The organism is Paenibacillus sp. MZ03-122A, from assembly GCF_024213325.1.
In the GTDB taxonomy this organism is placed as follows: Bacteria; Bacillota; Bacilli; order Paenibacillales; family Paenibacillaceae; genus Paenibacillus; species Paenibacillus polymyxa_B.
Map to the genome: position 1 here is coordinate 789,571 of NZ_JANAVI010000001.1, position 14,615 is coordinate 804,185.

The window sequence follows — 14,615 nt, forward strand, 5'->3', positions numbered from 1 at the left end:
TCATAATGTTAACGTTTCAAGCTTCCAAGCAGAAGTTAATAACCCTCAAGGCGAAGGAACTGTTTTTTCTAGCAGGCGTATTGGGTTCTGACAGACTGCTTGGGGTGGAAGATCCGTTTAAGGGCTATCTAGCAGAGGAGTTGGCGGAAGAGTGGGAGCAGGTAAAAGCTACTCTTTTGGAAAAGGGTTATCTAAAGCGGGCAGATAAGGGCAAAGAGCTAGCAATGCCTCCTACCGTTTTTTCAAGAGTCGCTATTGCGGGATTATCCAACAGGGCTTGCCGTATACGCTATGTGCGGGGAGGCAAGCAGTTTGAAGGCTATCTCCATTGCACGAACGAACGTGTAGTGGAACTCGCGAAATCCGCTGATGAACCCGATGAGTATCGACTGTACGATCTGGGTAATGTGGAAAAGGCTTGCGAAACATTGATTGATAAAATGGGTTGGGTAGATCGACTTGTGCCTGAATCCCCCGCACTTATGTTCTCCAAGCAGGCATTTAATAAAATTTACGAGCAGTCGGCAGGAGAAAGTGTATCTCTGATCAGCAGTAAACTGACCGAGGCTAGCGGAGATGCAGAGGGGTCTGCAAGCCTGGCTCAGTCTTTGAGTTCCCGTGTAGCCGAGGGAGAATTGCAATTGCTGGTCTGGAACGGTAGGGAGTGGGAATCACAACGGGCAGCCTTTGTCCTGTGTCCCGCAATGAACTGGATATTTCGGATGAGCTCTAGTGGTAACGGAGACTGGCTGATTGCAGCTATGGCTTCAAGAGATCAGTTTGTGGATTTATTATTAAATTGGTTGAAACAGTCGGCAGTGAATGAAGAAGTGACAGAAGAAGGGTGATGGATATGCGCATTCGAGTTGAACCGGATGTGCTTCGGGGGCTTAGCGGGCAGCTACAGCATGCGGCGGAGCAAATTCAACAGTTAACAGCAGGTTTGGAGCAGGCATTACAATCGCTGGATTGGGATGTATCTGCACGCGAGGCGATCTTGAATCATTGGATGCAGGCCAAGCGGATGTCAGAACAGATCCATGCTTACCTCCATACATCAGGTACACAACTGAACCGAAAGGCAGAGCAGTTTCAGTCTGTTGACCACAACTATCAAACGATTCTGTCATTTGCCAGCCAACCATTGGGACGACCCGTCACGATGCTCGATTGGTCGAATCAGCAATCACCGTCTATTCTGCCTGGGCAAGCTTCGGAAGGAGGCAGTCTGATTTCGAACCCGCAGTCTGTCGTACATGCCATTGCTGGTGTACAGTCTTCGGATATAGAAACGTTGCACCAGGATATTCTGATGCAGGCGTCTTCTAGCAGTCCGCAGGATTGGTATTTTACTGATCCGTCTACAGCAAGAGACCAGCCTGTCGCTTAGTTGGGAACGCGTTCCGGGACAATCTGGATCGATTGCAAAATTTACTTGAATTCGTTTCGCAATTCCCGGCTTTATGGGACTTATTAGGTGGTTGTTTTGTTAATATTATACTGTTAGGTGCTGTTTTATAGTTAAAAAGTGGGATTATAACAATTAGGTCCTTTGCCTTTTGTAGGGAATTAAATAGCCATAGTACAATTTGAACCAGATAAACAAAAACATTATTTATCATCAAGGAGGACGCAAAAAATGGCAGGACGCATTTTAATTACCCCAGAACAGGTTGATCAGGTGGCTAACCAATTTAAACAAAGTGGTGAGCAAAGCCAGCAGATCGTTTCCAGTTTGACACAGTCCATCTCAGGTATGGAAGGTCAATGGGAAGGTATGACTAAGCAACGCTTCTTCCAAGAGTTTCAGGAAGCTAGCAAACAAATGCAAGCTTTCGTAACGACTTTGAATAGCATCAGCCAAGAATTGACAGCTATCGCTAACAAATTCCGTACGGTTGACCAAACGAAATAAGTTGCCTTGCCTGATAGGGATCAACTTATCATACACCACTCTATAAAGAAGCAATATGTGAGCCATTCCTCATGGTTTGGCACAGGATGTTCAGGAAAAACCGGGCGATCTTCGGATACCCGGTTTTCTTGCCATCCATAGATGTATATAATAAGGTGAGGAATACTAGCATACTGAATGATGTAAGGAGAGGGATGTTTCATGTCTTTTCAACCGAATCCGGGAGACGAATTGATCATAAACGGCACAGCTTATGTGGTTGGGCGACATCCCGCTGCACCCGGTTTAGCCTATGCTCAAGCAGGGCGACAGGGAATTGTATACCAGCTAAATGCCAAAAACGGAGCGCCGCATGAGGCCAAAGCCCTTAAGGTGTTTTTTCCGAAGTTCCGCATCCCGGCTATGGTTTATCAATCGGAGCATATGGAAGCATACGGGGATATTCCCGGTTTGCAGGTATGCAAGCGTGATGTGCTCACTCCAGAAAGAAACGGAAGTCTGATCGCCGAGCAGCCTGATTTGCTGTATGCGGTGCTGATGCCATGGGTTCACGGTATGACATGGTTCGATTGTCTCACAGATCAGCGTCAGCTTGAGGCTTCCGATAGTCTGGCTTTAGCCAGAGCATTGGCAGGGATCGGTTCAGCTATGGAGCAAAAAGGATTGGCGCATTGTGATTTATCGGCGCCGAATGTAATGCTTCCGTTTTTTTCTGAAGTGGAACTGCCTCAAGGCACGTCAGCTGTGGAATTGGTGGACGTGGAACAAATGTATAGCACTAAAATGGATCGTCCAGATGCTCTATTGGCAGGTTCGCCAGGGTATGCCGCCCATCGTACCGTCCACAGCGGGTTATGGAGTGCGTATGCAGACCGTTTTGCAGGGGCAATTATTATAGGAGAAATGCTAGGCTGGTCTGACCGTGTAGTAGTGGACAAAGCGTGGGGCGAAAGTTATTTTGATCAGCATGAAATGCAGACGCCTTGTGAACGTTATTTTATTTTACGAAAATCACTTGAATCCCGGTGGGGCAGCAAAGTGGTAGAATTGTTCAGCCGTGCCTGGGATAGTCAGGATTTAAGCAGTTGCCCTACTTTTGGCGAATGGCTGGTTGTACTTAATGCGGTTACTGAGCAGGAAATTCCAGTTGAGGCTATAGAACCGGAGCCTGCTGCGACAGAAACAATAGAATCGGCAGCGGTGGGCGGCCTTGCCAGTGAAGTTGCACCCTCTTTGTCAGCCCCTGCACCGCTCAAAGCTGAACAGGCTGCATTGCTAAATCAGGCTGCCCTGGAGCAGGGAGAGCGTGGGGTAACGGACAAGCTGTTCCGACAGGCACGTGATTTGGAGCAGCAAAACAAACCTGCTGCAGCGCTAGAAGTATACCGGTCGTTGTATCATTTTGTAGAAGACGGTAGTCCTCTGCATGTGGAGGTGTCGGCTGCGATCACAGGGCTAGAGGAGCAGTTGAATCCCAAGACGCCAGAGCAACCTGAAAAATCAAAAGCCTGGTATCGATCCAAAGCATTTATCGTGACAACTGCGGCCGCAGTCGTTCTATTGGCAGCTGGAATCCCAGCCGTGAATATTCTTGCAGATCAGTCCAATCAGCGGCAAATCGAGGCAGCCAAGCAGGAAGAGGCAGCGAAGGCTGCAAAGGCGGCCGAGGAAAAGCTGGCAGCCGAGCAGGAAGCGGCTCAAAAATTGCTGACGGAGAAACAACGACAGGAAGCGGAACAGCAGACCAAACAACAGGCACTTGCTGCTCAAAAGCAACAGGAGGAGCAGAAGAAACAGCAAGCCCTTATCGCTCAACAGGTTAAATATGAAGCTTATCTCGCCCAAAAGGAACAAAACAAGCAGGCGGCTGCCAAGTTGGCGAAGCAAAAAGCGTATGATCAACAGGCAAAGTATGAAAAATACTTGGCTTTGAAAAAAGAGCAGGAAGCTCGTGCCGCCCAGGAAGAGGCAGCTCGTAAGGCAGCAGCCGAGGCGGAACAAAAGCAAAAAGAGTCCTTGCATGCACGAAACAAGGAGAACGTTCTTCAGCTTATTTCCCTGTACAACAAGGCGTATGCCTCTCAGGAAGGTGGAAGCGCTGCGAAGGCTAAGAGCTTTGCCAAGCGTTTTAGAACACTATATGATAGTAATCCTTCTTATTATCGTTCGGTAGGTGAAGTGGGATATCGGGCGTCCTCGATTTATAACTTTTTAGGAGATACAAATTTTAGACTGCCTAAAATTTAATATTTCATATGTTTATATATGGGTGGAATGATAGATACAAAACAGATGGAGATAGAAGGTAACTGAGGGGAGGATGTACAAACTATGAATTATACAATACAGGCTTCACAACGTACTCCCGCCCTAATCATTTACCTGATTGACATCAGCGCGTCGATGAACATGCTGATGGAGGGGCGGCGGCGTATTGACGTTGTATATGAAGCTATATCGTTGGCGATCCGGCAGATGGTTTTTCGGTCAACCAAAGGAAATCGGCTGACAGCGCGTTATCGGATTGCGATTTTGGCTTATAGTGACGACGTGTATGACCTGCTGAATGGTGTCAAGGGAATTGATGAAATCGCAGCTATTGGTTCGTTGCCCGATTTGACACCCAAACGATTCTCGGATTCAGCAAAAGCCTTCTTGCAAGCTGAACGTATTTTGCAGGCAGAATTACCAGGGATGCAGGACTGTCCTGCACCTTTGGTCTGTCATATGACAGATGGGGTTTCTACAGGCGATGATCCAGAACCGATTGCGAAGCGTATTATGAGCATGAGTGTACCGGACGGTAATGTACTGGTGGAAAATATATTTTTATCCGACAGGTTGCTGGAAACGCCTATTCAGGACCCCCGTCGCTGGAAAGGTCTGACGCATAATACGCCGTTGCAGGATGAACATGCTGTGAAATTGCGTGATATGTCTTCTGTACTGCCTGAAAGCTATCGAGAAATGCTGTTTGAGGCAGATTATCAGTTAGGTGAAGGAGCCATTATGATGCTGCCCGGAACCTGTGCGGAACTGGTGTCCATTGGATTCCAAATGTCGGCCGCAACGCCTGTACGGTAAGGAGGTAAAAGCATGAATCCACTGCTGTCCCTGCTCCCGGCGAGCAAAAAAAAGGGAATGAATGCAAGGCTGACTCAGCAATTTGCTTACATAAGCTCTCAGACAGGCGATCAGCCTTTATCATCTCATCACAGTCGTTTTATGTGTCGTTATGGCTATGGAAGGTCTGCCGAATCTGCCAGTATGGGGGAAAGCGGACAGGATTTCGCCGCAGTACGTATTCATAAATCCGTCTGTTGTTTTGTCTTGTGTGATGGTGTCGGACTCAGTTACCGAGGAGATTTTGCAGCCCGCTATCTGGGTTCTTCTTTACTGGATTGGATGGAACGGGGACAAGATCTGTCTGCTGATCAATTGAAAGTGTACCTTGAACGTTTGGCAGGTACAGCGGCAGAGGAACTGGGTCGGCAGCCTTTGGATCACGAATCAGGCTTAATGCGTTCGGTATTGGAAGATAAACGTCGTCAGGGAAGCCAGTCCATGTATATTTGCGGTAAAATCGAACTGCCGAAGCGTGGTAGTCGTGGCCGTCTCCGACTTGCCTGGCAAGGAGACTCACGGTTGCGACTATGGAACGGTGCCGAAGAAATTAGCGAGCTGTTCGATCATACTTTCTCTACAGCGGAGCGCTGGTCTACAAGTCGTGGGCCGATTGGAGGGAAGCCTCATTGGTATGAAAGAAGCATACCCGCGGATATGCCGATGAGATTACAGGTATATACGGACGGTTTATCCGATTTAGACCCCATTCGCGAGCCTGTCCCTGATGAGCAGATACAGGTATTGCTGGATGCATCCCATACCGGGGGACTTGATGATGATGCTGCATTTATTGAGTTGCAGTGGTAAATAAATAAGAAAAGGACGTTATACAACCATGGATATGGATGTATACGTCCTTTTTTGATGAATACTTAGAACATAACGATTCTTTAAGATATTTGTAGAATGTAACAATGAAGATAAGGAAAGAGGCGATAATACGCGTAATATTCGCTCTTTTCTTAAATATCGCAAAGGAATAGCAAAAAATGCGCAAAAATAGTGATTATAAAGTATATCCTTTTGGGTAATCTTGTGATTATACAGATTACTGAAAGGGAGCGATACATATGAGCTACACATATGCAGGAGGCGCGCGCTTTGAAGGCAAAACTGCTCTAATCACGGGAGCTGGTTCTGGGATTGGCAAGGCAACGGCCATTCAGATGGCTAGAGAAGGAGCGAATGTCGCTCTTTTTGACGTAAGTAATGAGCGCATTTCGGAGACAGAAAGAGAAATTAATGCTATACGTGAAGGATCAGCGCGGGCTTTTGACGTGGACATTGCCGATCCGGTGCGTGTGGAAAAAGCAGTTCTGGAAGCGGTTGAATTATTTGGCGGGCTGCATATCATTTTTGCCAATGCGGGGATTAACGGGGTCGTCGGACCGATTGAGGATCTGAGCATTGAGGATTGGCGGCAAACATTGTCCACGAATCTGGATGGTACCTTCCTGACGGTGAAGTATACAATACCACATTTGAAAAAGAACGGTGGCGGCAGCATTATTATTACCAGCTCCATTAATGGAAATCAGCGCTTTACCAGCTTTGGGATGTCAGCCTATAGCACATCGAAGGCGGGTCAAACCGGTTTTGCTAAAATGGCTGCGCTGGAGCTGGCTAAGTTCCGTATTCGTGTGAATGTCATCTATCCGGGTGCCATCTCGACGAATATTGATGAAACCACGGAGAAATCGGAAGGGTTAAAGCAAATTACCATCCCCGTCAAGTTTCCCGAAGGAGGACAACCGTTGGCTGATGGACCGGGTCAACCCGAGCAGGTAGCTGATTTGGTGACATTTTTGGCCTCTGATCATTCGCGACACATTACTGGCGCACAAATTGTCATTGATGGGGCAGAGTCGTTATTGTTTTAGAAATAGAGCATTCTCTGGGACAGAGAAATGTTTTGTGGTATCCTGAGTGTATTGTCTTAGTTACGGTGCGAATGTGAAGCTCACATAAAAAACCTGGATCCTTCGCACCTCGAAATTTGTCGAAATGGTTTTGAATTAGCTTTCTTCGTTAGAAGTCAATAGTCAATTCAAACTTTTTTGGCATCGTTTTTTTCGAAAATGCATGGAATTGATACCATCTGGATATTAATTCCTTCATTTTCGCAGTCGCACTCTATGTGAGTGCGTGGATTGAAATATCAACGCTGACGAGGAGTTACGCGGCGTAAACGGCGTCGCACTCTATGTGAGTGCGTGGATTGAAATTATTTATGCTCATACTAATAAGCTTGGTATTACAGTCGCACTCTATGTGAGTGCGTGGATTGAAATTATAGGGCATGAGATATACGACACTAACAAAATGGTGAGTCGCACTCTATGTGAGTGCGTGGATTGAAATTCCCAACGTGCAAGCCCCCACGTAGCTGTTCCGAGTCGCACTCTATGTGAGTGCGTGGATTGAAATCACGTGGAACCATTTGTACTAAGCTCCACCTCAAGTCGCACTCTATGTGAGTGCGTGGATTGAAATCGTTCATCGCCTCTGCCTGTGTTCCTCGTTGCCAGGTCGCACTCTATGTGAGTGCGTGGATTGAAATGCATCATCCCAGGACTTACATAAAATTGGTTTGTTGTCGCACTCTATGTGAGTGCGTGGATTGAAATTATTTATGGAGGGCCTAGCATATGGCAAGCGGATAGTCGCACTCTATGTGAGTGCGTGGATTGAAATACTGAATCTCCTGGGAGGTATTGCTCTGAAAAAGTCGCACTCTATGTGAGTGCGTGGATTGAAATTAGCTTTATCGTAAATGTCTTTGATTTTGACTTGGTCGCACTCTATGTGAGTGCGTGGATTGAAATAACTTGTCGAACTCGATATCTTCAGCGTCCATTGTCGCACTCTATGTGAGTGCGTGGATTGAAATAGAATCGCTAAGGGTTAGAGGGGAGCTTTTTACGTGGTCGCACTCTATGTGAGTGCGTGGATTGAAATTTCTTCCCTATGTTGTATAATGCGGATACTGTTACCGTCGCACTCTATATGAGTGCGTGGATTGAAATCAACAAAAATTGAACAAGCGCCACTGGCTGTAAAGTCGCACTCTATATGAGTGCGTGGATTGAAATGTCTGAGTAAACGGAAGAGGGCTCAAAACGTCTCATGTCGCACTCTATATGAGTGCGTGGATTGAAATACCACCCCCGGCTAGTTATTTGTGTTGGTTTTGTTAGTCGCACTCTATATGAGTGCGTGGATTGAAATAATCTCATGTCGTTTAATGTGGATGAACCCGGTACAGTCGCACTCTATATGAGTGCTGGATTGAAATTGAACTGGGGCTAAGTGAGAAGAATTTTAAATCCGTCGCACTCTATATGAGTGTGTGGATTGAAATAGGTCTTGGCGTAGTTGCTATGTCCTTTACGCTCTGGTCGCACTCTATGTGAGTGCGTGGATTGAAACTACGTCAGTAATTAGCGTTTTCATGCGTAAATATTTAGTTGCACTCTATACGAGTATGTGGATTGAAGTATCTATAGTGTTCGTAACCTTGCATAACAACTCTCAGCAGACTTTACATGATTGGAGCCAATATATAATTTGTTTTATGAACTTTAAGATTATTAGTTTGGTTCTCTATAAAAATACTATTTCCACATGACTATAAATAATATTTGTTTACATAACGAGAATAGATCTAATATGATTAGTAAGTAGAAGAGAATCTAGTATTTTAAGCGGAATACAAGTCTCTTCACAATAACCATCTATAAGTCATAAAATGAATATAGAGCTATGGGTGTGAAACGAAATCCTTGAATTAAGTAGATAAGAGAGGAAAGGAAGAGAAATTACAACGCTAGGACAATTATATTAGCATTATCTATGAATTCACTTAACAACGGTAAATGTCCAAGAGGGGGTTGTAGATGCTGTCGCTATACCTTAAGGTACGATTATACAGATTAAGTATTTGCTTAAAAGGAGGAAAATAGATGAATTTATTATTCATTCCTGGTCTATATTTTTATATCTATCTAGGTATAGGCCTTATCGTGGGCTATTGGTTTGTATCTAAGGAATTAACTGAACGTGCACAGGAAATGCAGCAAGAGAACCAAGAGGAAAACGATAGGAACTGTCAACAGCTAGAGAGGGTCTTTATCAATCTCTACATGATCTTTATCATTTAATAGGTCACAAAGGTGTTATTGCTGCGATCTATATTTTATTTATGCTTTTTTGGCTTCCGATGTGGTTAGTCATTACTTGGAGAAGGTTATTCACGAAGAAAATTAAAGGAGATTAAAAAATGCAATATATCGCCCACATACGGGAAAGCGACCAAGAGATTCAAACGGTTGCCGAACATCTATTGGAAACCCGACAATTAGCAGAAACCTATGGAGACAAAATAGGTATTCGACATATCACAGGACTCGCTGGCATGCTGCATGATTTGGGAAAATATACAGAAAAGTTTCAGAATTACATACGTTTGGCGGTACAAAATCCTGACAATCCACCGAAACGAGGAAGTGTAGATCATTCTAGTGCGGGTGGAAAGTTATTATTTAATCTTTTTCACATTCAACCTCAAGGCACATTCGATAAGCAGGATTTATTTATCAAATATATATTGACCGAAGTTGTAGCAAACGCTATTATTTCACACCATTCTTATTTGCAGGATTTTTTAAACCCACAGCTGGAATCAAGATTTTTGTATCGGGTGCGTGACCTAGAGATAGAGGGGTTTAAAGATGCAGTAGCGCTTTTCTATAAGCAGGTCATGGAGAAATCTACATTTTTTAATTATGTGAATCAAGCAAAGGCTGAGTTGGATCAATATATGAACCGAAATGATGAGGCGGATTTTGAACTCAAATTGATGTATTTATCCAAGTTTGTGTTTAGCGCTTTGATAGATGCAGATCGAACCAATACTCGCTGCTTTGAAGAAAATAAGAACACAGGCGATAAGATCGCAGTTGAAGCAATGAATCACCAAAAGTTATTTCATGAGTATTACGAAAAATTAATGATGCACATCAAATCCCTACAAGCAGCCAAGGATGCCAATACACCTATTAATCTACTTAGGAAAGAAATGTCCGAACAATGCGAACAGTTTGCAGAAAGGCCCTCTGGAATACATACGCTCTCGATCCCCACAGGCGGTGGAAAGACGCTCGCCAGCTTTCGTTATGCCTTAAAACATGCTGTAACATTTAAGAAGAAACATATTATTTATGTCGTTCCATTTACGACCATTATTGAACAAAATGCCCGAGAAGTTCGCGAAATAATAGTGGATGATGCGAATATTCTGGAACATCACTCTAATGTGGTCATAGACGAGGTAGAAGAGGGAGAGAGTAATGAGCTTGAAGATGTAGTTGTGAGTACGCGTCAAAAATTAAAGCTGGCTAAGGACAATTGGGATTCGCCGATCATTTTCACCACAATGGTGCAATTTTTAAATGTTTTTTATGCTGGTGGCAGTAGTAATATTCGTAGACTTCACAATTTAAGCGAGTCTGTCATTATTTTTGATGAAGTACAAAAAGTCCCTACTCACTGTATTTCATTATTTAATCAAGCAGTGAATTTTTTGAAAACATATGCTCATTCAGGTATTGTTCTCTGCACGGCTACACAACCCGAATTGGATTTTGTACATAACAAGCTAGAAATCGAGCCAGATGCAGAAATGGTGCATGACCTGAACCATGTTATAGAAGCGTTTAAGCGGGTTGAAATTGTGGATAAAGCAACGGATATGAAATTTAATACGGAGAAACTTGCCGACTTTGTTGAGGAAAGACTTGCTGATAAACAAAGCGTGCTCGTTATTTTAAATACAAAAACGGTGGTGAAAAACCTATATCACAGATTAAAAGAAGGAAGCGATACAGTCCCGATCTACCATTTAAGTACATCCATGTGTCCAGCTCATCGCAATTCCATATTGGAGGAAGTTAAAAATCACCTGCAACATAAAGAGCCTGTCGTTTGCATCAGTACACAATTAATTGAAGCGGGAGTGGATATCAGTTTTAAGTGTGTCATTCGGTCCTTGGCTGGCTTGGATTCCATTGCTCAGGCGGCGGGCAGATGTAATCGCCACGGAGAAGATAGAATGAAGCAAGTATATGTCATTGATCATGAAGAAGAAGATCTCAAGCGATTAAAAGAAATCAGAATAGGTAAAGAGATTTCCAGAAAAATGTTCATTGACTTAAAACGTAACAAAACTTGCTTAGGCGGAAACGTATTATCAGCTCAGTCCATGGAAATATATTTTCAAAAATATTATTCCGAGTTAAAGACCGACTTAAATTATTTTATTCCTAAATTGAGAAAAAACATGACTGAACTATTATATGCCAATCGTATAGAAAATACTTATTTTCAATCTTATTGCAAAGAAAATGAGACGATTCTTCCATTATTCTTAGCGAATAGCTATAGGACGGCAGCGGACCATTTTCAAGTCATTGAGGATCATACTACCGCGGTAATTGTTCCTTATGGGGATGGAGAAAAAGAAGGAAAGGAGATCATCGCGGACCTAAATGGACAGCAAAGCATAGCAGACCTTACCGATTTGTTACGCAGGGCACAACAATTCACTATTAATATATTTAACTATGAGAAAGACCGATTAGATCAAAATAAGGGGTTAGTTTCTTTTTTGGATGGAAAAATATATGCACTAACCGATGGAGCTTACGATGACTGTTATGGCCTTAACCTTGAAAATGACAGTCTGCTTAGTGGATTTATCCTTTAAAAACTCTTTGATTGGGACTAGGGACTTATATTCTACATTGACTGACCCTGCCAAAAGTAATATTCTGGTACTGTGTTTAGAAAAAATAGTCATAGAAAGGAGGTAAATGCTAGTTGAGAAATGCGATCGAATTTAAAGTTTATGGAGATTATGCACTGTTCACAGATCCACTAACCAAACTTGGTGGTGAGAAATTAACTTATAGTGTTCCAACATATCAGGCGTTAAAAGGTATTGTCGAAAGTATTTATTGGAAGCCTACGATTATGATGGTAGTAGACAAAGTTCGTGTTCTTCATGCTATTCGGATGGAATCCAAAGGCGTTCGCCCCATCGAATATGGCGGTGGTAATACCCTTGCTAATTATACTTACTTGAAAGATCCCTGTTATGAGGTTCAGGCTCATTTTGTATTTAATCCGCATCGTCCCGAGATGGAATATGACCGTAATGAGAATAAGCATCATAACATTCTCAAGCGATCATTACTTGCTGGTGGACGTAGAGATATTTTTCTAGGTACACGAGAATGTCAAGCTTATGTAGAGCCTTGTGAATTTGGTATAGAAGCAGGTTTCTACGATAATTATGGTGACATTCATTTAGGCAATATGGTACATGGAATTAACTATCCAGATGAGACAGGCAGGGATCAAATGGAAGTCCGTTTGTGGAATCCAGTAATGAAGGACGGAGTCATTGATTTTATTCGACCGGAGGAATGCACACAAGTTCGCACAATAGCGAATATGCAACCTAAACGGTTTGATGAAAATAACGTTCAATCCGCTGATGAGTTGCTTGCGCAATGGGAAGGGTGGGGAATTAAATGAGCTGGTTGCTAAATTTATATGAAACGTATGAATCTAATCTTGACCGTGTTGGTGTGATTGAGAAGAAACATAATGATCGTGAATATACATTGTTGCCTATTTCCCACACGACCCAAAATGCGCAGATCGAAGTCGAAGTTACAGAACAAGGCGATTTTCATTCAGCCAGGATATTGGATAAAAATGAGTTTAGTACATTGATTCCTTCTTCTGAAAAATCCGCCAGTAGAGCTGGCTCTGTCATATCACCTTATCCGCTGCATGATAAATTAAGCTATGTTGCCGGAGATTTTGTAGCATATGGTGGAAAAATAAAAAAAGAAGAACCATTTTCTGCTTATATTCAGCAGTTAGAAGGCTGGGCTACTTCAGATTATGCCACTTCAAAGGTGAAAAGCATATATCGTTACTTAAGCAAGCGCCGCCTGATTAAAGACTTAGTAGACGAGTCAATTTTATATCTTGATGCGGATCAGAAATTAATAAGTACATGGGACAAGAAGTACGAACCTATACATGGGGAAAAACCACCTATATTTACAGCGGTTCCTGGTGAACAAGAGAGCGTATTCATTCGTTTTAATGTGTACTCTCCAGATAAAGTTTTAACTAAAGTTTGGGAAGATAAAGAAATGTATGATTCATTTGTTGGTTACTATAGCCAGTTGCTGGGAGAAGAAGACATTTGCTATGTTACTGGAAAGCAGCTCCCTAGCACAGACAAGCATGCCAATAAAATCAGAAATTCCGGGGATAAGGCGAAGTTGATTTCCGCCAATGATACGAGTGGATTCACGTTCAGAGGACGATTTGCCCACAGTCATGAAGCTGCAAGTATCAGTTATGAAGTATCCCAAAAGGCTCATAATGCCTTAAAATGGCTCATTAACCGTCAAGGTAAAGTCATGGAGCAACGTGTTTTTCTAGTGTGGGGAAATGATGAACCGAGTATTCTGAATTTTACCGAAAATGATAATATCTTTGCAATGGGCTTGCCATCCAAGGCTAAAGAAATAAAAAGTCATACAAACGAAGAGTATGCTTTTGAATTAGCCAAAGCGTTAACGGGTTATGCCAATACACTAGCTGTCAAATCTAGTTCCAAAGCAAAAGTCAATATTCTTGTACTTGACTCAGCAACAACAGGACGGATGGCTGTGATCTATTATCGGAATTTGGATAAAAAATTGTATTTTGAAAAGCTTATTCACTGGCATTCCACCTGTGTATGGCTTCATCGCTATCAGAAGGATGAGCAAGGTGAATATTTACAATTTTGGGGTGCTCCAGCAACGAAAGATATTGCTTTCGCAGCATACGGTTCAAAGGCTAATGATAAACTCGTTAAGGGTTTGATGGAACGAATGCTCCCCTGTATAGTAGATGGTCAAAACATTCCTCAGGATATTGTGAGGAGTGCTATTAACCGCGCCTCTAGCCCGGTATCCATGGACAAGTGGGAATGGGAGAAAACACTGAGCGTGACATGTGCTTTGGTTAACCAACGGGAGGGATACAATGTGGCATTAGATAAAGATAATATGGATCGTAGTTATTTATTTGGCAGATTGTTGGCGATAGCAGATGTGATGGAACGAAGCGCATTAGACAAGGATGAGAAGCGATCTACGAATGCAATCCGATATATGAATGCATTCTCACAACATCCAGAAAGAACCTGGAGGACCATTCAGAATGCCTTGCAGCCACATCAGGCCAGACTTGGTAAACGCTTAAGCTATTATTCCAATATGATTGATGAAGTGCTTCACAAAATCCCCTTCAACGAATTCAACAATAAACCATTGACCGGGAAATACTTGTTAGGACTCAGTAGCCAACGCTATGAAATCTACCATAATAATCTTAAAAAAGATCTTGAGGGTAATAACGACAACAAAGAGAACAACACCTTAGACATGAATGAACAGCAATAATCCTAAGTAACTTTAAAAATATGTGGGTACATTAAAGGAGA

The 14,615-nt window shown here is 43.0% G+C and carries 11 protein-coding genes and 1 CRISPR repeat array; all 11 genes read left to right on the forward strand.

Annotated features, from left to right (window positions below; all coding sequences use genetic code 11):
- Positions 1-5: 5 nt before the first annotated feature.
- The 11 genes from NLX74_RS03845 to cas8c all read left to right on the forward strand — a co-directional run bounded on the left by NLX74_RS03845 (position 6) and on the right by cas8c (position 14,574).
- A complete protein-coding gene (locus tag NLX74_RS03845; RefSeq protein WP_254327965.1) occupies positions 6-848 on the forward strand; it encodes a hypothetical protein in 843 nt (280 codons plus the stop codon).
- Between the two features lie 5 nt (positions 849-853).
- On the forward strand, positions 854-1,390 hold the full coding sequence (locus NLX74_RS03850; RefSeq protein WP_061829458.1) for a WXG100 family type VII secretion target: 537 nt from the start codon (positions 854-856) through the stop codon (positions 1,388-1,390).
- Between the two features lie 249 nt (positions 1,391-1,639).
- Positions 1,640-1,915 (forward strand): WXG100 family type VII secretion target, encoded by a 276-nt coding sequence (locus NLX74_RS03855; protein WP_013309990.1) that lies wholly within the window; start codon positions 1,640-1,642, stop codon positions 1,913-1,915.
- Between the two features lie 201 nt (positions 1,916-2,116).
- Positions 2,117-4,162: a serine/threonine-protein kinase gene (locus NLX74_RS03860; protein WP_235308161.1), complete on the forward strand. Its 2,046-nt coding sequence runs from the start codon at positions 2,117-2,119 to the stop codon at positions 4,160-4,162.
- 84 nt (positions 4,163-4,246) lie between these two features.
- Positions 4,247-4,999 carry a vWA domain-containing protein gene (locus NLX74_RS03865; protein WP_013309992.1) on the forward strand — a complete coding sequence of 251 codons (753 nt, stop codon included), beginning with the start codon at positions 4,247-4,249 and terminating at the stop codon, positions 4,997-4,999.
- Positions 5,000-5,011: 12 nt separating this feature from the next.
- Complete coding sequence (locus NLX74_RS03870; RefSeq protein ID WP_254327966.1) at positions 5,012-5,848, forward strand: hypothetical protein; 837 nt, start codon at positions 5,012-5,014, stop codon at positions 5,846-5,848.
- A gap of 263 nt (positions 5,849-6,111) precedes the next feature.
- Positions 6,112-6,921, forward strand: coding sequence for an SDR family oxidoreductase (locus NLX74_RS03875; RefSeq protein ID WP_061829403.1), 810 nt, complete (start codon positions 6,112-6,114; stop codon positions 6,919-6,921).
- A 245-nt stretch (positions 6,922-7,166) separates the two neighbouring features.
- Positions 7,167-8,270: a CRISPR direct-repeat array (repeat unit 32 nt; unit sequence GTCGCACTCTATGTGAGTGCGTGGATTGAAAT).
- Between the two features lie 733 nt (positions 8,271-9,003).
- Positions 9,004-9,201 carry a hypothetical protein gene (locus tag NLX74_RS03880; RefSeq protein WP_254327967.1) on the forward strand — a complete coding sequence of 66 codons (198 nt, stop codon included), beginning with the start codon at positions 9,004-9,006 and terminating at the stop codon, positions 9,199-9,201.
- Positions 9,202-9,320: 119 nt separating this feature from the next.
- The gene (gene cas3 / locus NLX74_RS03885; RefSeq protein WP_254327968.1) at positions 9,321-11,804 is read left to right on the forward strand and encodes a CRISPR-associated helicase Cas3'; all 2,484 of its coding nucleotides are present in this window, start codon (positions 9,321-9,323) and stop codon (positions 11,802-11,804) included.
- Between the two features lie 113 nt (positions 11,805-11,917).
- Positions 11,918-12,637: a type I-C CRISPR-associated protein Cas5c gene (gene cas5c / locus NLX74_RS03890; RefSeq protein WP_254327969.1), complete on the forward strand. Its 720-nt coding sequence runs from the start codon at positions 11,918-11,920 to the stop codon at positions 12,635-12,637.
- Positions 12,634-14,574 (forward strand): type I-C CRISPR-associated protein Cas8c/Csd1, encoded by a 1,941-nt coding sequence (gene cas8c / locus NLX74_RS03895; protein WP_254327970.1) that lies wholly within the window; start codon positions 12,634-12,636, stop codon positions 14,572-14,574. Before cas5c ends, cas8c begins: the two co-directional genes overlap by 4 nt.
- The last annotated feature ends 41 nt before the right edge of the window (positions 14,575-14,615 follow it).